Genomic DNA, 17,933 nt, shown 5'->3' with positions numbered 1-17,933 from the left:
TCCGCGGGCGCACGAGGACGCCCCCGGTGCGGTTTGTGGCACCGGGGGCGTAATGGGCGGATGAGGAGGGTGGGGTCAGCCGACCATGCCCTCGGCGAGTTCCTCGGTGAGGTTGGATTCGGTGCCGGGGATGCCGAGGTCCTGGGCGCGCTTGTCGGCCATCGCCAGCAGGCGGCGGATCCGGCCGGCGACCGCGTCCTTGGTGAGCGGCGGGTCGGCGAGGGCGCCGAGCTCCTCCAGGGAGGCCTGCTTGTGTTCCATGCGCAGCCGGCCGGCCGCGGCGAGGTGCTCGGGGACCTCCTCGCCGAGGATTTCCAGTGCGCGCTGTACGCGGGCGCCGGCGGCGACCGCGGCGCGCGCCGAGCGGCGGAGGTTGGCGTCGTCGAAGTTGGCGAGGCGGTTGGCGGTGGCCCGGACCTCGCGGCGCATCCGCCGCTCCTCCCAGGCGAGCACCGACTCGTGGGCGCCGAGCCGGGTCAGCAGGGCGCCGATCGCGTCACCGTCGCGGACGACGACGCGGTCCACGCCGCGGACCTCGCGGGCCTTGGCGCCGATGCCGAGGCGGCGGGCCGCGCCGACCAGGGCGAGGGCCGCCTCGGGGCCGGGGCAGGTGACCTCCAGGGAGGAGGAGCGGCCGGGTTCGGTGAGCGAGCCGTGGGCGAGGAAGGCGCCGCGCCAGGCGGCCTCGGCGTCGCAGGTGGCACCGGAGACGACCTGTGGGGGCAGTCCGCGGATGGGGCGGCCGCGGCCGTCGACCAGGCCGGTCTGGCGGGCCAGCTGGTCGCCGCCGGCGACCACCCGTACGACGTAGCGGCTGCCGCGCCGCAGTCCGCCGGGGGCCATCACCACCAGGTCGGAGCTGTGCCCGAAGATCTCCAGGATGTCCTTGCGGAGCCGGCGGGCGGCGATGCCCGTGTCCAGCTCGGCTTCGATCACAATGCGTCCGCTGACCAGGTGCAGACCTCCCGCGAACCGCAGGATCGACGAGACCTCCGACTTCCGGCAGCAGGTCCGGGTGACGGGGAGCCGGGAGATCTCATCCTTCACCGCAGCCGTCATCGCCATGGGCCGATCCTTCCATGCATCCGAAAAATACGGTCGTACGCGGCGGCCAGCAGCTCCGGGTCGTGCCGGTCGGGGGCTCCCCCGGCGGTCGGCCGGGCGTCGTCTCCTTGCGCCGCGACCGCCGCCAGCTCGACCTCGCTGCCGACGAGCTGCTTGGCGGCAACCGTCAGGCCATCGATGTCGGGCACGGCGGCCCTGTCGGCCAGCACCACGTCGAAGGCGAGTTTAGGGGCGTGTCGGGCCAAAACCTCCAAATGACGCTGCGGGGAGAAGCCTTCGGTTTCGCCCGGCTGCGGTGCGAGGTTGAGGGAGAGCACCTTGCGTGCCTTGGTCTCCTCCAGGGCCTCGCGCAGCTGTGGCACCAGCAGATGGGGGATCACGGAGGAGAACCAGGATCCGGGGCCGAGAACCACCCAGTCGGCGTCACGGACCGCGGCGACCGCCTCGGGGACGGCCGGCGGGTCCTCGGGGACGACGTGGACGGACTGCACCTCGCCGCGGGTGAGGGCGACGGTGGCCTGGCCGCGGACCGTGGAGACGTCGTCGGGGTGGTCCGGGTCGTGGCCCCTGACCTGGGCCTGGAGCTCCAGGGGGACGGCCGACATGGGCAGTACCCGGCCCTGTGCGCCGAGCAGCTTGCCGACCAGGTCGAGGGCCTGGACGTGGTCGCCGAGCTGCTCCCACAGGGCGACGATGAGCAGGTTGCCGACGGCGTGGTCGTGCAGTTCGCCCTCGCTCTGGAAGCGGTGCTGGATGACCCGGGCCCAGGTCTGGCCCCAGTCGTCGTCGCCGCACAGCGCGGCCAGTGCCTTGCGCAGGTCGCCGGGCGGCAGCACGCCGAGCTCGTCGCGGAGCCGGCCGCTGGAGCCGCCGTCGTCGGCGACCGTGACGACGGCCGTGAGGTCGCCGGTGATGCGGCGGAGCGCGGCGAGGGAGGCGGACAGGCCCATGCCTCCGCCGAGCGCCACCACCTTGGGGGTGGCGCCCTTCGTCGTACGGCCGCTGGGGACGAATCGGCGGACCCGGCGCAGCCGTGGTGTGCGGCCGCTCACTCGCGCCCCATGTCGCGGTGGACGACGACGGTTTCCACCCCTTCGGAAACCAGCCGGTGGGCGAGCTTCTCGGACATCGCGACGCTGCGGTGCTTGCCGCCGGTGCAGCCCACGGCGATGGTGACGTAGCGCTTGCCCTCGCGGCGGTAGCCCTCGGCGACGATCCGCAGCAGCTCGGCGTAGCCGTCGAGGAACTCCTTGGAGCCGGGCTGGCTGAAGACGTAGTGGGAGACCTCGTCGTTGAGGCCGGTGAAGGGGCGGAGCTCGGGGACCCAGTGCGGGTTGGGGATGAAGCGGCAGTCGATGACCATGTCGGCGTCGACGGGCAGGCCGTACTTGAAGCCGAAGGACATGACGGTGGCGCGGAGCTCGGGGACCTCTTCGCCGGCGAACTGGGCGTCCATCTTGGCGCGGAGTTCGTGGACGTTGAGGCTGGAGGTGTCGATGACCAGGTCGGCGTCGCCGCGCAGCTCGCGCAGCAGGTCGCGTTCGGCGGCGATGCCGTCGACGATGCGGCCGTCGCCCTGGAGGGGGTGCGGGCGGCGGACGGACTCGAAGCGGCGCACCAGGGCCTCGTCGGAGGATTCGAGGAAGACGATGCGGCGCTTGACGTTCTGCGCGTCGAGGGTGGCCAGGGACTCCTTGAGGTTGGCGAAGAAGCGGCGGCCGCGGACGTCGACGACGACGGCGATGCGGGCGACGTTGCCCTGGGAGCGGGCGCCGAGCTCGACCATCGGGGGGATCAGCTCGGGCGGGATGTTGTCGACGACGAACCAGCCGAGGTCCTCCAGGCACTTGGCGGCCGTGCTGCGGCCGGCGCCGGACATCCCGGAGATGATCACCAGCTCGGGGATCGCGGCGCTCTCGCCCTGGTCGGACTCGCGCATCGTGCCCGTACTCACCTGTGCACCGTCTCTCTCGGTTTCCTGCGTCTCGTGCTCTGTGCTCATGGTTCCTGCCCCCGTTCTGCCGACAACGCGGCCGGTGGGGCCCCGTCATCCTCAATGATCTCTCCTGTGGCGGTGTTCACCGCGGGAGCGGTCGGTGCCGCTCCGGCCAGTGCGGCGGCGACCGTTTCCGCGGTCTTGCGGCCGACCCCGGGGACGGCGCAGATCTCGTCGATCGTCGCGGCCCGCAGCTTCTTCAGCGAGCCGAAGTGCTTGAGCAGTGCCTGGCGGCGGGTGTCGCCGAGGCCGGGCACGGCGTCGAGCGGTGAGGCCTTCAGCCGCTTGGTGCGCTTGCTGCGCTGGTAGGTGATCGCGAAGCGGTGTGCCTCGTCGCGGACGCGCTGGAGGAGGTAGAGGCCCTCGCTGCTGCGGGGCAGGACGACCGGGTCGTCCTCGCCGGGCAGCCAGACCTCCTCCAGGCGCTTGGCCAGGCCGCAGACGGCGACGTCGTCGATGCCGAGCTCGTCCATGGCCCGGCGGGCGGCCGCGACCTGGGGGGCGCCGCCGTCGACGACGACGAGCTGGGGAGGGTAGGCGAACCGCTTGGGGCGGCCGTCGTCGTCGAGCGGGCCGTCGGGGGCGGGGGCGGTGTCCTCGGGGGTTTCGCCGTCCGGCGCTCCGGGCTCCTCGGTCCACTCCCCGGACTTCTGCTTCTCCTGGAGGTAGCGCCGGAAGCGGCGGCCGATGACTTCGTGCATGGACCGGACGTCGTCCTGTCCGGCGAATCCCTTGATCTGGAAGCGGCGGTATTCGCTCTTCCGGGCCAGGCCGTCCTCGAAGACCACCATGGAGGCGACCACGTCCTCGCCCTGGAGGTGGGAGATGTCGAAGCACTCGATGCGCAGCGGGACCGAGTCCAGGCCGAGGGCCTCGGCGATCTCCTCCAGGGCGCGGGAGCGGGTGGTCAGGTCGGAGGCGCGCTTGGTCTTGTGCAGGGCGAGGGCCTGCTGGGCGTTGCGGCCGACCGTGGACATCAGGTCCTTCTTGTCGCCGCGCTGCGGGATGCGCAGGGAGACCTGGGAGCCGCGGCGCTGGGTGAGCCACTGGGCGACCGGTTCGACGGGGTCGGGCAGGGCAGGGACCAGTACTTCCTTGGGTACGGCGTCGCCGTGTTCGTCGCCGTAGAGCTGCTGGAGGGCGTGTTCGACGAGGTCGCCGGTGGTGACCGCCTCGACCTTGTCGGTGACCCAGCCGCGCTGGCCGCGGACCCGGCCGCCGCGGACGTGGAAGATCTGGACGGCGGCTTCGAGTTCGTCCTCGGCGACGGCGATCAGGTCGGCGTCGGTGGCGTCGGCGAGGACGACGGCGCTCTTCTCCATGGCCCGCTTGAGGGCGCCTATGTCGTCGCGGAGCCGGGCGGCGCGTTCGTACTCCATCTCCTCGGCGGCGTCCTGCATGCTGCGCTCCAGGCGGCGGATGTAGGCGCCGGTGCGGCCGGCCATGAAGTCGCAGAATTCCTCGGCGAGTTCGCGGTGGTCCGCTTCGGAGATCCGGCCGACGCAGGGGGCGGAGCACTTGCCGATGTAGCCGAGGAGGCAGGGGCGGCCGATCTGGGCGGAGCGCTTGAAGACGCCGGCGGAGCAGGTGCGGACGGGGAAGACCCGCAGCATGAGGTCGACGGTCTCGCGGATGGCCCAGGCGTGGGCGTACGGGCCGAAGTAGCGCACGCCCTTCTTCTTGGCGCCGCGCATGACCTGGGCGCGGGGGAAGTCCTCGTTGAGGGTGACGGCGAGGTACGGATAGCTCTTGTCGTCGCGGTATTTGACGTTGAAGCGGGGGTCGAACTCCTTGATCCAGCTGTATTCGAGCTGGAGGGCCTCGACCTCGGTGGAGACGACGGTCCATTCCACCGAGGCGGCGGTGGTGACCATCGTGCGGGTGCGCGGGTGGAGGCCGGCCAGGTCCTGGAAGTAGTTGGCCAGGCGCTGGCGCAGGCTCTTGGCCTTGCCGACGTAGATGACCCGGCCGTGCTCGTCGCGGAATTTGTAGACCCCCGGCGAGTCGGGGATCTGTCCCGGCTTGGGTCGGTAGCTGCTGGGGTCTGCCATGAACCCCACCCTACTGACCGCCACCGACAATCACGGTGTCCGGACCGCGGCCGGGGTGCCTGCCCGCCGTGGGGGTGGCGGGCAGGCGGCCGGGTGCCCTGGTCAGCGGTGGCGGCGCCGGCGCAGGGCGGTCGCGGTGGACAGGCCGAGGGCGAGGAGGGCGGCGGCGGCGGCCGCGGTGGTGGCGGCGGTCACGGGCAGGCCGCCGTCCGGTACCGCGGAGGCCTGTGCGGGCTGCCGGGCGGCCGGTTCGGCGGCGGGCGCGGCCCGCTCCGCGGCCTTCGGGCCGTAGCCGCCGGCCTCGCCCCGCTTGTCGTACGCGGAGCCGGGGAGCTTGTCGCCGTAGGCCTTCGCCACCCGTTTGCGGTAGGCGGCGACGGTGGTGCCGTGGGCGCCGACGGCCTTCCGGGCATCCGCGTCCAGCGGCTCGATGCGGTCGCCGCGCTGGAGGTACCAGGCGTCGATCTGCGGCTCGTGGAAGACGGTGCCGGCCGCGTCCCGGGCGGCGCCGGCCGCGGTGTAGCGGGTCTCGTCGTCGCCGCTGGCGATGTTCACGACCTTCCAGGTGCGGCCCTGGCGCACGGTCCACACCGAGGCGGTGCGGCCGTCGGCGGCGACGGCCTTGCTGGCGAGGAACTCCAGGCGGGCGACGGGGGCGTGGGCGGTGCCGCGGACGAAGTCCGGGGAGAGGGCGTAGACGGGGACGGTGGCGCCCTCGATGTGCGGCCGTACGGCGCCGGGCGCCACGGCCGCCGCGCCGGAGCGTTTCGCGGCGGCGGCGAAGAAGCGGGCCAGGGTCGTGAGGGTCGCGGGGTCGGTGGCCGCGTCGTGGGCCGCGGTGAGGCTCGCCCGGGCCAGTGCCTGCGGCGCGGGGACGGGGGCGGCGACCGCGGCGTACGGCGCGAGGCCGATCAGGGCGGTGGCGAGCGCTCCGGTGGCGACGGCGCGGACGACGGTGGGGGCGGCGGTGCGCTGCGTCATGCCTCAGGCTCCTATCCGGTAGAGGGAGTGCGTCCAGGAGAAGGAGCTGCCGTTGACGTAGTTGTCGAAATCGCCCCAGTTGTAACGGTAGTTGGAGGGCCAGGGGTCGCCCCAGTAGATCCAGTTGTTGTCGGTGTCGTAGCCGTAGACGACGTGCATGTGGCCGCCGCCGGAGGACCACTGGATGCGGGTCTCGACGGGCCGGTTGGCGTTGATCTCGTTCTGGACGGTGCTGAAGCGGAGCCATCCGGTCACGTAGGTGCCGGAGTTGATGCCCATCCAGTCGAAGGCGTTCTGCACGTTGCCGAGGGTGGCCTGGTTGTTGGGGCAGGTGGTGCCCTGCTGGCGGTTGAACGCGGCGTTGCAGAACTGGTTCTGGCTGTAGTTCCTGCCGTACCAGGAGGCGATGGTGTTGCCGGAGCCGGCCCAGCACCAGTTGGTCTTCTCCTGGGCCTGCATGGAGATGTCGAGTCGGTTGGCGGTCAGGGGGCGCGCGGGGGCGGCCGCGGTGGCGGCCGTGGCAGCGGGGTGCGACGAGCGGGCGGGCGGGGTGGCCGCCGCGGCGGTCGCGGTGGAGGAGGCGGTCAGTACGGCGGTGGTGAGCGCCGCGGCCGACAGCCATCTCCGGCGGGACAGGGGTGCACGTGGCATGGCGTTCCTCCCGATGGGGGGTGAGGGGGAGAGGAGCGCATCCGGATGCTTGCGAAGGAGCATCGGGTGTTGTCGCAGGCAGGTCAACACGCTTCAATGCGGGGTGACATGGGGGTGTGGACGGACGGGCCCGGATGTGAACGACCGGTGCCCGGCGTACCGCAGTGAACAGGCATGGAGAGCACGCGGCGCGCAATCCGGTTGTGAACGTTCACCCGCGCGCCGGAGGAAGAGGACATGGCACAGAACACTCCCCAGTCGGCCGAGCTGGCCCAGCTCCTGCGGACCGGTCCGTTCCATCTCGCCCTGCGCTCCGCGCTCACCGCCCGGGGGCTGGCCCTCACCCGTGTCCAGCACAAGCTCGCCCAGCGCGGCATCACCATCGGGGTGACCAGCCTGAGCTACTGGCAGCAGGGTGCCCGGCGGCCGCAGCGGCCCGAATCGCTGCGGGCGGTCCGCGCGCTGGAGGAGGTCCTGGAGCTGCCCGCGCAGTCCCTGCACCGGCTGCTGGTGCCGCAGGGCGGTGCCCGCCCGGAGGTCGAGCGGCCGGTCGCCCGCACGTACCGCTCGCTGGTGGCGCCCGCCGACGCGCTGCAGCGGCTGTTCGCCGAGCTGGAGGCGCCCGCGGACGGCGGGCTGCACACCGTCGGCCACCACGAACGGGTCCGCATCGGGCCGCAGCGCCAGCTCGTCGAGCGGGAGTCCCACCAGGTGGTCCGGGCCCACCGGGACGGCGTGGACCGCTATGTCGCCATCCACCGCGGTGAGGCGGGCTGCGAGCCGGGCCGGGTGCGGGTGCACGCCGGGGAGAACTGCCGGCTGGGCCGGGTGCGCGGGCACGCCGAGGCCGGTGTGGTGGTCGCCGAGCTGCTCTTCGACACCCGGCTGCGGGCGGGCGACACCCATGTCTTCGGCTACGTCTTCGAGGACGGCAGCGGCGGTCCCAGCAGCGAGTACCTGCGCGGTTTCAGCTTCGCCGGCTGCCAGTACGTGCTGCAGGTGCGGTTCGACGAGGCGGCGCTGCCGGTGCGCTGCCGCCGCTTCGCCCAGGCCTCGGCGGGCGCCCCGCGCAGCGCCCAGCAGGAGCTGACGCTCAGCGGCCGGTACCACGCCGTCCACCTCGTCGAGCAGGGCGTACGGCCCGGAATACTGGGGATCGGGTGGGATTGGGGATAAAGGCAGCATCGGGCGGGATCGGGGATAAGGGCAGCATCGGGTGGGATCGCGGACCAGGGCAGCGTCCGGTGAGGCTGGGGACTGGCCGCGGTCGGCTCGCCCTGTCCGGCCCCCGGTCAGCTCGCCGTGCTCGGGCCCGCGATCAGCTTGCCGTGCTCGGCCCTGACGGGGACCTCGGGCAGCGGCTCGGACGCCGGGCCCTGGACGACCTTGCCGGTGGTGACGTCGAAGCGGCTGCCGTGGCAGGGGCAGCTGCCCTCCTTCTTCTCGACGTCGGACAGGATGCAGCCGGCGTGGGTGCACTTGGCGCTGAAGCACTTGTACGTGCCCTTGACGGGCTGCGAGACGACGAGCCGGTCCTCGCGGTAGAGCTTGGCGCCGCCGACCGGGACGTCGGCGGCGGGCCCCAGCGCCACGGGCTTGTCGGGGATCGCCGAGTCGTCCGTGCCGTCGGGCGTGCAGGCCGTCAGCCCGAAGCCGGCGGCCCCGGCGAGCGCGGCACCCCGCAGCACGGTCCGGCGGGCGGGGGGCTGGCTCATGACGGCTCCAGGGATCACACGGTTCGGAGGCGGACGGATCCCGACGATACCGGCACGGTTTCCTCCTCTTCCGGCCGGGCCGGGCCGCCCCGCAGCAGCCCCTGCTCGATCTCCTCCGGGCTGCGGCCCTTGGTCTCGGGCAGCAGCCGCCGCACGAAGCAGCAGCAGACGCCGCACGAAGAGGAACGCCGGCAGGCGCGTTCTCGAGGCGTGCGGGCGTGCGCTCAGCCCTTCTGCGGGGCGAGGTGGATCTTGCGGCCGGTGCCGGCCCGGAAGCGGGCGACCGCCTCGCCGAACCCGTCCAGGCCGTAGACGTCGCTGACCAGCGGGTCGAGGGCGAGTCCGCCGGCGAGCAGGTCGATGGCCGGCTGGAAGCTGTGGTGCACGGCCATCGAGCCGATGATGTCGATCTCGTGGTGGTAGACGCGGTACGGCGAGAAGGACGCCGACCGGGCCGGGTCGGCGACGCCGAACTGGAGGAACGTACCGCCGCGGCGGACCCGCCCGAGGCCGTCCTCGATGGCGGCGACGGCGCCGGTCGCGTCCACCACGACCTCGAAGCCGGGCGTCCGGCCGAGCTTGCCGGCGTCGGTCACCGCCGCGTCCACCCCGAAGGACTCGGCGAACGCCAGCCGCTCCTCGTTGAGGTCCACCACGGAGACCGAGGCGGCGCCCGCGGTCCGGACGAGCGCGGCCATCATCAGGCCCATGGTGCCCGCGCCGTAGATCAGATAGTGCTCGCCGGGGCGGCGCGGCAGCCGGTTGAGGCCGTGCACCGCGCAGGACAGCGGCTCGACGAGGCCCGCCGCGGCCTCCGACAGGTCCTCGGGCAGGACGTAGCAGCAGCGCTCCGGGACGGCGACCAGCTCGGCGAAACCGCCGGCCCGGGTGACGCCGATCGCGGTGTAGTCCGCACAGAGGTTGCCGCGGCCGATCCGGCAGTAGTGGCAGGCGCCGCACGGCATGTTGGGGTCGACCGCGACCCGCTCGCCGGGGCGGCGGGCGGTGACCGCCTCGCCGACCGCGACGATCTCGCCGGTCAGCTCGTGGCCGGGGACCAACGGGTAGCGCGCGGCCGGGAGTTCACCGCCCAGCAGGTGCATGTCGGTACCGCACAGCCCGCAGGCGGTGACGCGCACGACGACCTCGTCGGGCGCGGGGCGGGGGTCGGGCAGTTCGGTGACGGCGAAGCCGCCGGGACCGCCCGGGGCGGTGACCAAGAGCGCGCGCATCGGCGCCTCCTCACGACGTCGTGCGAGTGCGATGGGGTGGACCCTACAGAAAAATCCAGCCGGGACGTAAACGCTTACGCAAGCGTTTACGTTTGGGGGGCGATACTCGTAATGTGGTGGACTCGCGGGACGAGGCCGTACGGGCGCGGCCGTGGGCGCCGCCCTGGCGCCGCACCCGCGGGGAGGAAGAGCCGGATGACGACGATGATGGATGTGGCGCGGCGGGCGGGGGTCTCCGTCGCCACGGTCTCGCACGTGCTGAACGGGACCCGGCCGGTGCGCCCGGATACCCGGGCGGCGGTGCTCGGCGCCATCGAGGAGCTCGGCTACACCCCCAACACCCTGGCCCGCTCGCTGGTGACCGCCCGCACCCGGTCGATCGGCCTGGCGGTGTCGGCGATCAGCAACCCGTACTTCACCGAGATCCTCCAGGGTGTCGAGGCCGGTGCGCTCCAGGCCGGCTACAGCCTGCTGATCGCCGACCCGCACGACGACCCGCAGCACGAGCGCAAGGTCGTCCAGCTGCTGCACGAACGCCGGGTGGACGGCATGATCGTCGCGCCGTCCGCGGAGCCCGCCGAGATGGCCGCCTATCTGGCCCGACGGAAGGTGCCCACCGTCTTCCTGGACCGGCTGGTCGGCGCGGAACACGACCAGGTGTGCGCGGAGAACACCGGCCCGGTGCGGCAGCTCGTCGAGCACCTCGCCGACGCCGGGCACACCCGGATCGGCCTGGTCGCCGGGCTGCCGGGGCTGAGTACGACCACCGAACGCGTCCAGGGCTACCGCGAGGGGCTGCACTCGCGCGGCCTCCCCTTCGCGCCCGAACTCCTCGCCGGCGGCAACTCCGAGGCGGAGGGCGCCGAGGACGCCACCCGCCAGCTGCTCGCCGCGCCCGAACCGCCCACCGCGCTGATCACCGCCAACAACGCGATGACCATCGGCGCCCTCCGCGCGCTGCGCGACCTGGGCCTCGACGTCCCCCGCGACATCGCGCTGGCCTGCTTCGACGACTTCTCCTGGGCCGACCTCTTCAGCCCCCGGCTGACCGCGATCGCCCAGCCCAGCAAGGAGATCGGGGCGACCGCGGTGCGGCTGCTGCTGGAGCGGCTGGAGGAGCCCGGCCGGCCGCCGCGCACCGTCCGTCTGCCCTGCACTTTCGTGCACCGCACGTCGTGCGGCTGCCCCGGAACCGGACCGGCGAACGGAGCCGGCCCGGCCGCTTCCCCGGCCCGCCGGACCGCTCCCCCGGCCGGACAGGCCGCTCACCAGGCCGCACCGGCCGCTCGCCCGGCCGTTCCGGCCGCCGCCCAGGCCGCCCAGGAAAGGAACCCCACCCCGTGATCGTCGTCGCCGGCGAGGCGCTCATCGACCTCGTGCCCAGCTCCCAAGGCCCTTCCCTGGACGGCCAGTTGCCCGCGCTGCTGCCGCGGCGCGGCGGCGGCCCGTACAACACCGCGGTCGCACTGGGGCGGCTCGGGTCGCCCACCGCGTTCTGCTCCCGGGTCTCGACCGACAGCTTCGGCGAGGCGCTGCTGAACGGGCTGCGCGGCGGCGGGGTGGACACCTCGCTGGTGCAGCGCGGTGCCGAGCCGACCACGCTGGCGGTGGCGGACATCAGCCCGGACGGTTCGGCGGGCTACGGCTTCTACGCCGACGGCACCGCCGACCGGCTCTTCGACCTGCCGCCGGAGCTGCCCGCCGCGGTCCGCGCGCTCTCGCTGGGCACCTGCTCGCTGGTTCTGGAACCGGGGGCGAGCGCCTACGAGTCCCTGCTGCGGCGTGAGGCCGCGCGCGGCGTCTTCACCGCCCTCGACCCGAATGTCCGTCCGGGGCTGATCCCCGACCCGGACGCCTACCGCGCCCGCTTCCGCTCCTGGCTGCCGCATGTCGCCCTGCTGAAGCTGTCGGAGGAGGACGCGCTGTGGCTGGCGGGACGGGACACCACGGCGGACGGCGGGCCGGACTCCGGTACGGGCGGGGGTGCGGCGGGTGCCGGTACGGGCGGGGATCCGGGTGCCGGTGGCGGCGGCCGGGCGGCGGTCCTGGCGGCGGCCCGGGAGTGGCTGGCCGCGGGGCCCGCGGCCATCGTGCTCACCCATGGCGGCGCGGGGCTGACGGTGCTGACGAGGGACGGCCGCGAACTGACCGTGCCCGGTGAGCGCGTCACCGTCGTCGACACCATCGGAGCGGGCGACACCGTCAACGCGGCGCTGCTGCACCGCCTCGACGCCCATGACGCGCTCTCGTACGCGGCGCTCGCCGCCCTCGGCGACAAGGACTGGGAGGACATCCTCCGCTTCGCTGCCCGCGCGGCCGCCATCACCTGTTCCCGAGCGGGCGCGGAACCGCCGTACGCCACGGAACTGGCGGCGTAGCCGTCGCGGCCGGCGGCACAGCCGTCGCGGCCTGCGCCGGTCCGGCCGGGACCCTCGGGGTCCCGGCCGGACCGGCGGGGCGTCAGGACGCGGACCGGCGGGTGCGCGCCGCGGTCTTCTTGGCGGTGGTCTTCTTCGCCGTCGTCGTGGCCGCGGTCTTCTTCGCCGCGGCCTTCTTGGCGGCCGGCTTCCTGGCGGCGGGGGTCTTCGCCGCGCCGGGGCCGGACGAGCGGCCGCCGTTGCCGGCCGCGACCGTCACGGCGTCGCTGACCCGGTCGCCGAGGATCTCCCGCAGGAACTTGCCGGTGTGGCTGGCCGGGACCGAGGCGATCTCCTCGGGCGTGCCCTCGGCGATGACCAGGCCGCCGCCGTTGCCGCCCTCGGGGCCCATGTCGACCACCCAGTCCGCCGTCTTGATCACATCGAGGTTGTGCTCGATGACGATCACGGTGTTGCCCTTGTCGACCAGCCCGGACAGCACGTTGATCAGCTTGCTGATGTCGTCGAAGTGCAGACCGGTGGTGGGCTCGTCGAGGACGTAGACCGTGCTGCCCGTCGAGCGCTTCTGCAGCTCGCTGGCCAGCTTGACGCGCTGCGCCTCACCGCCCGAGAGCGTCGGCGCGGACTGCCCGAGGCGGACGTATCCGAGGCCGACCTCGTGGAGCGTCTTGAGGTGCCGGGCGATCGTGGGGACCGCCTCGAAGAAGCTCAGCGCCTCCTCGATGGGCATGTCCAGCACCTCGGCGATGGACTTGCCCTTGTAGTGGACCTCCAGCGTCTCGCGGTTGTAGCGCGCACCGTGGCAGACCTCGCACGGCACGTACACGTCCGGCAGGAAGTTCATCTCGATCTTGATCGTGCCGTCGCCGGAGCAGTTCTCGCAGCGGCCGCCCTTGACGTTGAACGAGAAGCGTCCCGGCAGATAGCCCCGGACCTTGGCCTCCATCGTCTCCGCGAAGAGCTTGCGGACGTGGTCGAAGACACCGGTGTAGGTGGCCGGGTTGGAGCGCGGGGTGCGGCCGATCGGGGACTGGTCGACATGGACGACCTTGTCGACCAGGTCGTCACCGGCGACCCGGGTGTGCCGGCCCGGTACCGACTTGGCGCCGTTCAGCTCGCGCGCGAGGTGGGTGTAGAGGATGTCGTTGACCAGCGTCGACTTGCCGGAGCCGGAGACGCCGGTGACGGCGGTGAACACCCCGAGCGGGAAGGAGACGTCGATGTCGCGGAGGTTGTTCTCCTTCGCGCCGTGGACGGTCAGCCGGCGGGCGGGGTCGGCGGGCCGGCGGATGTCCGGGGTCGCGATGGCCTTCTTGCCGGACAGGTACTGACCGGTGATCGACTCCTTGTTGGTCAGCAGCTGCTTCATGGGGCCGCTGTGCACGACCCGGCCGCCGTGCTCGCCGGCGCCGGGGCCGATGTCCACGACCCAGTCCGCGACCTTGATGGTGTCCTCGTCGTGCTCCACCACGATCAGGGTGTTGCCCATGTCGCGCAGCCGCACCAGGGTTTCGATCAGCCGGTGGTTGTCGCGCTGGTGCAGGCCGATGGAGGGTTCGTCGAGGACGTAGAGCACGCCGACCAGGCCGGAGCCGATCTGGGTGGCGAGCCGGATGCGCTGGGCCTCACCGCCGGAGAGGGTGCCGGCCGCGCGGTTCAGGGAGAGGTAGTCCAGGCCGACGTCGACCAGGAACTTCAGTCGTTCGTTGACCTCCTTGAGCACCCGCTCGGCGATCTTCTTCTCGCGGGCGTTGAGCGTCATCCCCCGCAGGAAGTCGGCGCAGTCGCTGATCGACATGGCCGCGACCTCGGCGATCGACTTCTCCTGGACCGTGACGGCGAGCACGATCGGCTTCAGCCGGGTGCCCTCACAGGTCGGGCAGGGCACCTCGCGCATATAGCCCTCGAAGCGCTCGCGGCTGCTGTCGCTCTCGGCCTCGGAGTGCCGGCGCTTGACGAACGGCACCGCGCCCTCGAAGGGGGTGGTGTAGGCCCGCTGGCGGCCGTAGCGGTTGCGGTAGCGGACCTCGATCTGGGTCTTGTGGCCGTACAGCAGCGCCTTCTTGGCGCGGGCCGGCAGCCCGGCCCAGGGGATGTCCGTACGGAATCCGAGGGCGTCGGCGAGCGCGCCGACCAGGCGGCCGAAGTACTCCTTGGTGTGTCCGCCGGACCAGGGGTGGAGGGCGCCCTCGTCGAGGGAGCGGTCCTCGTCGGGGACGATCAGCTCGGGGTCGACCTCCATGCGCGTCCCGATGCCGGTGCACTCGGGGCAGGCGCCGAAGGGCGAGTTGAAGGAGAAGGAGCGGGGCTCGAGCTCCTCGAAGGAGAGGTCGTCGTAGGCGCAGTACAGATGCTCGGAGTACATCCGCTCGCGCTGGGGGTCGTCCGGGTCGAGGTCGACGAAGTCGAGGATGACCATGCCGCCGGAGAGGCCGAGGGCGGTCTCGACGGAGTCGGTCAGCCGGCGCTTGGCGCTCTCCTTGACCGTGAGGCGGTCGACGACCACCTCGATGGTGTGCTTCTCCTGCTTCTTGAGCTTCGGGGGCTCGGAGAGCTGGATGGTCTCGCCGTCGACCCGGGCGCGGCTGTAGCCCTTGGTCTGCAGGTCGGCGAAGAGGTCGACGAACTCGCCCTTGCGCTCGCGCACCAGCGGGGAGAGCACCTGGAAGCGGCTGCCCTCGGGCAGTTCCAGCACCTTGTCGACGATGGCCTGCGGCGACTGCCGGGCGATCGGCCGGCCGCACTCGGGGCAGTGCGGCTTGCCGATGCGGGCGAAGAGGAGGCGGAGGTAGTCGTAGACCTCGGTGATCGTGCCGACCGTCGAGCGCGGGTTGCGCGAGGTCGACTTCTGGTCGATCGACACCGCGGGCGACAGGCCCTCGATGAAGTCCACGTCGGGCTTGTCCATCTGCCCGAGGAACTGCCGGGCGTACGAGGACAGCGACTCGACGTATCGCCGCTGCCCCTCGGCGAAGATCGTGTCGAAGGCGAGCGAGGACTTGCCCGAACCGGAGAGGCCCGTGAAGACGATGAGGGAGTCGCGGGGGAGGTCGAGCGAGACGTTGCGGAGGTTGTGCTCGCGAGCGCCACGGACGATGAGACGGTCGGCCACGCCGGTCGGCACCTTTCTTGGAGAGGGGCGGGAGCCGCGGGCTCTGCGTCCGCCGCTCGGTGAGCGAGCAGAGGCGGCGGAACGGAGCGGGGCCCACGCCCCAGGGTATGGGGCCCGCAGCGGCACTGTCTTTGGGATGCCACACACGAGCCTATAGCACGCGCATTCGATTTACGGGGCCCGCAAGCCCTCTTCACCCAAACGTGTGGCGGCCGCACATCCTTCCCGGCCCGCCGCACGCCCGTACGCTGCGGAAACGCCCGCGGCACGGCCCGTCCGACCCGTCAAGCCGGCAGCGCCCGTTCCAGCGCCTCGAACGTGCGCCGCAGCACCCCCGCCTGCCCGGCGGCCACCTCGTCGACCGGCTCACCCGCGAGCTGACGGCCCACGGCCTCGGCGTACGCGGCACGGATCCCGGCGACGATCAGCGCCGCGGCCAGCCGGGCGGGGTGGTCCGGCCGCCCGGCGTCGCCGCCCGCGGCCTCGGCGAGCAGTCCGGCGAGGCCGGCCTCCAGCTCCTCGACCGCCTCGCGGGCCCGGGCCCGCAGCGCCGGGGAGTCCAGCACCGTACGCCAGAAATGCTCGAACCCCTCCCCCACCCCGCACAGCGGATGCCGCTCGGCCAGCAGGTCCAGGACGAGCCGGCGCAACGCGGCCAGCGGCGTCTCGTCCGGGCCACGCTCCCGTACGGCGCGGCCGATCAGCTCCTGCCCCTCGGGGATGCGGTCGAGGAAGAGGTCCTCCTTGCGCGGGAAGTAGTTGAAGACGGTCATCGTGGAGACCTCGGCGGCGCGGGCCACCTCGGCGACGGTGACGTTGTCGAAGCCGCGCTCGATGAAGAGCAGGGTGGCCTCGCCGGAGATCCGCTGGCGGGTGCGGAGCTTCTTGCGCTCGCGCAGCGTCAGCCGCCCGTCCTCCGCCTCGAAGCCGGTCTCCGCCTGCCGCCCGCGGACCGCTCGGCCCCGGCCGCCGGCCGCGTCGGCCCGCCCGCCTTCTCCCGCCGCGTCCCTCGCGTCCTCACCGGTCCGCGCGTCCGCACGCCGCTGCACATCCACCATGCCCGAAATCCTAGGCGCCCCCACCGACAATTTTTAGTCACAAAAAGTTTTTAGTGGCTACACTTCGGCTCATGACCTATGACGCAGACGTAGTCGTGGCAGGGGGCGGCCCGGTGGGGCTGATGCTCGCCTGCGAACTGGCACTGTCCGAGGTGCCGGTCGTCGTCCTGGAGCGGCTGACCGAGGTGGACACGACGATCAAGGCGGGGGCGATCAACACCCCGAGTGCGGAGGCCTTCTACCGGCGCGGGCTGCTCCCGGAGCTGGTCGAGGTGCAGCGCACCGTCCTCGGAAGGTTCAGCTCGTTCCTGAGCCAGCGGCAGGCCGCCGGTGCCTCCGTGGTGCGGCAACCGCCCAAGTTCGCCGGGCACTTCGCGGGCATCATGCTGCGCGGCGATCTGCTGGACGAGGCCGATCCGGACTTCGAGGCCGCCGGCCCGGCCGCCGACGTCGGGCTGGTCCCCCAGGAGCCCCTGGAACGGCTGCTCGCCGCGCGCGCCGCCGAACTGGGCGTCGAGGTGCGCCGCGGGGTGACGCTGACCGGCTTCGACGCCGATGAGGACGGGGTGCGGGTGCACACCTCGCAGGGCACGCTGCGCACCGGCTGGCTGGTGGGGTGCGACGGTGGCCGCAGCACGGTCCGCCGGCTCGCCGGATTCCCGTTCCCCGGTACGGCCCCGGGGATCACCGGCCGCCAGGCCCTCGTGGAGATGACCGGCACCGAGGCGCTGGGGACCGGCTGGAACTGGACGGAGCACGGGACGTACGCGCACGGCCCGGTGCCCGGCCGGTTCCTCACCGTCGAATTCGACGGGCCGCCCGCGGACCGTGAAGCTCCGGTCACCGCACAGGAGTTGGAGGCGTCGCTGCGCCGCGTCTCCGGGGTGGACGAGGTCCGGGTCCACAAGGTGATCTCGGCGACCCGGTTCACGGACAACGCCCGTCAGGTGCCCGACTACCGGGCGGGGCGGGTGCTGCTCGCCGGTGACGCGGCGCACGTCCACTCGCCGTTCGGCGGGCAGGGGCTGAACCTGGGCATCGGCGACGCGATGAACCTCGGTTGGAAGCTGGCCGCGACGGTGCGTGGCCGGGCGCCCGAGGGGCTGCTCGACACCTACACGGCCGAGCGGCACCCGATAGGCGCCTGGGTGCTGGACTGGACCCGTGCCCAGGTGGCGCTGATGCGGCCCGAGTCGCATGCGGGGGCGCTGCGCCGGATCGTCGCCGAACTGACGGGCACGGTCACCGCCACCACCTTCTTCGCCAAGAAGATCTCCGGTGTCTGGCAGCGCTACGACCTGCCCGGCGACCATCCGCTGACCGGCCGCAGCGCGCCCGACCTGGAACTCTCCGACGGCAGCCGGCTCGGGGACCATCTGCGGGACGGACAGGCGCTGTTGCTCGACCTCGCCGACGACGCGGAGCTGCGCAAGTGCGCCGCCGGATATGGCGGCCGGGTGCGGCTGCTGACCACCGGCTGCCCGCAGCGGCCCGAGCTGGCCGGCCTCCTGGTGCGGCCGGACGGTTGCACCGCCTGGGCCGCGGACGTCCCCGGGGCTCCGGCATCCACGGTCGACGCGGGCGGCACGGCGAGCGCGCCGAACGGGCCGGACGGGCCGGACGGGCCGGACGGGTTGGCGGCCGCGCTCCGGCGGTGGTTCGGCTCGCCCGCCGATCCGACGGGCTGACACCGC

15 protein-coding genes are annotated in these 17,933 nt (G+C 72.8%); 4 read left to right on the top strand and 11 right to left on the bottom strand.

The genetic code is table 11. The annotated features are described in order from the left end of the window. Positions 1-75: 75 nt before the first annotated feature. The 6 genes from whiA to V2J85_RS16715 all read right to left on the bottom strand — a co-directional run bounded on the left by whiA (position 76) and on the right by V2J85_RS16715 (position 6,744). The gene (whiA, locus tag V2J85_RS16740; protein WP_018091880.1) at positions 76-1,065 is read right to left on the bottom strand and encodes a DNA-binding protein WhiA; all 990 of its coding nucleotides are present in this window, start codon (positions 1,063-1,065) and stop codon (positions 76-78) included. Continuing rightward, a complete protein-coding gene (locus V2J85_RS16735; protein WP_261952136.1) occupies positions 1,056-2,117 on the bottom strand; it encodes a gluconeogenesis factor YvcK family protein in 1,062 nt (353 codons plus the stop codon). The genes whiA and V2J85_RS16735 overlap by 10 nt, the downstream gene beginning before the upstream one ends. After that, positions 2,114-3,067, bottom strand: coding sequence for an RNase adapter RapZ (gene rapZ, locus V2J85_RS16730; RefSeq protein WP_261952135.1), 954 nt, complete (start codon positions 3,065-3,067; stop codon positions 2,114-2,116). Before rapZ ends, V2J85_RS16735 begins: the two co-directional genes overlap by 4 nt. Beyond that, positions 3,064-5,112 carry an excinuclease ABC subunit UvrC gene (gene uvrC / locus V2J85_RS16725; RefSeq protein ID WP_261952134.1) on the bottom strand — a complete coding sequence of 683 codons (2,049 nt, stop codon included), beginning with the start codon at positions 5,110-5,112 and terminating at the stop codon, positions 3,064-3,066. The genes rapZ and uvrC overlap by 4 nt, the downstream gene beginning before the upstream one ends. Before the next feature lie 102 nt (positions 5,113-5,214). Further along, on the bottom strand, positions 5,215-6,093 hold the full coding sequence (locus tag V2J85_RS16720) for a hypothetical protein (RefSeq protein WP_330822045.1): 879 nt from the start codon (positions 6,091-6,093) through the stop codon (positions 5,215-5,217). Between the two features lie 3 nt (positions 6,094-6,096). After that, positions 6,097-6,744 carry a papain-like cysteine protease family protein gene (locus V2J85_RS16715; RefSeq protein ID WP_330822044.1) on the bottom strand — a complete coding sequence of 216 codons (648 nt, stop codon included), beginning with the start codon at positions 6,742-6,744 and terminating at the stop codon, positions 6,097-6,099. Positions 6,745-6,981: 237 nt separating this feature from the next. Between V2J85_RS16715 and V2J85_RS16710 the strand changes: the two genes are divergently transcribed. Beyond that, positions 6,982-7,920 (top strand): hypothetical protein, encoded by a 939-nt coding sequence (locus tag V2J85_RS16710; RefSeq protein ID WP_261952131.1) that lies wholly within the window; start codon positions 6,982-6,984, stop codon positions 7,918-7,920. Between the two features lie 116 nt (positions 7,921-8,036). Here V2J85_RS16710 and V2J85_RS16705 read toward each other — a convergent pair whose 3' ends face one another. From V2J85_RS16705 to V2J85_RS16695, 3 genes are all read right to left on the bottom strand, one after another. Beyond that, complete coding sequence (locus V2J85_RS16705; protein ID WP_330822043.1) at positions 8,037-8,459, bottom strand: Rieske (2Fe-2S) protein; 423 nt, start codon at positions 8,457-8,459, stop codon at positions 8,037-8,039. 14 nt (positions 8,460-8,473) lie between these two features. After that, positions 8,474-8,614: a hypothetical protein gene (locus tag V2J85_RS16700; RefSeq protein WP_330822041.1), complete on the bottom strand. Its 141-nt coding sequence runs from the start codon at positions 8,612-8,614 to the stop codon at positions 8,474-8,476. A 69-nt stretch (positions 8,615-8,683) separates the two neighbouring features. Then, a complete protein-coding gene (locus V2J85_RS16695) occupies positions 8,684-9,691 on the bottom strand; it encodes a zinc-dependent alcohol dehydrogenase family protein (protein ID WP_330822040.1) in 1,008 nt (335 codons plus the stop codon). 195 nt (positions 9,692-9,886) lie between these two features. Between V2J85_RS16695 and V2J85_RS16690 the strand changes: the two genes are divergently transcribed. Beyond that, the gene (locus V2J85_RS16690) at positions 9,887-11,035 is read left to right on the top strand and encodes a LacI family DNA-binding transcriptional regulator (RefSeq protein ID WP_261952127.1); all 1,149 of its coding nucleotides are present in this window, start codon (positions 9,887-9,889) and stop codon (positions 11,033-11,035) included. After that, the gene (locus V2J85_RS16685; RefSeq protein ID WP_330822039.1) at positions 11,032-12,069 is read left to right on the top strand and encodes a carbohydrate kinase family protein; all 1,038 of its coding nucleotides are present in this window, start codon (positions 11,032-11,034) and stop codon (positions 12,067-12,069) included. Before V2J85_RS16690 ends, V2J85_RS16685 begins: the two co-directional genes overlap by 4 nt. An 82-nt stretch (positions 12,070-12,151) precedes the next feature. Here V2J85_RS16685 and uvrA read toward each other — a convergent pair whose 3' ends face one another. Together uvrA and V2J85_RS16675 are read right to left on the bottom strand one after the other, a co-directional pair. Next, complete coding sequence (gene uvrA, locus V2J85_RS16680; protein WP_330822038.1) at positions 12,152-15,181, bottom strand: excinuclease ABC subunit UvrA; 3,030 nt, start codon at positions 15,179-15,181, stop codon at positions 12,152-12,154. A gap of 284 nt (positions 15,182-15,465) precedes the next feature. Then, entirely contained in the window at positions 15,466-16,239 is a 774-nt protein-coding gene (locus V2J85_RS16675) for a TetR/AcrR family transcriptional regulator (protein WP_330822036.1), read from the bottom strand. Between the two features lie 71 nt (positions 16,240-16,310). On the opposite strand from V2J85_RS16675, the gene V2J85_RS16670 reads away from it, so the two are divergent. After that, positions 16,311-17,927 (top strand): FAD-dependent monooxygenase, encoded by a 1,617-nt coding sequence (locus tag V2J85_RS16670; protein WP_330822035.1) that lies wholly within the window; start codon positions 16,311-16,313, stop codon positions 17,925-17,927. Positions 17,928-17,933: the final 6 nt, after the last annotated feature.

Source organism: Streptomyces bugieae (assembly GCF_036352915.1).
GTDB lineage: Bacteria > Actinomycetota > Actinomycetes > Streptomycetales > Streptomycetaceae > Streptomyces > Streptomyces endophytica.
Note: the sequence above shows the minus strand (reverse complement) of the source record. Positions and strands in the feature narration are given on the sequence as shown.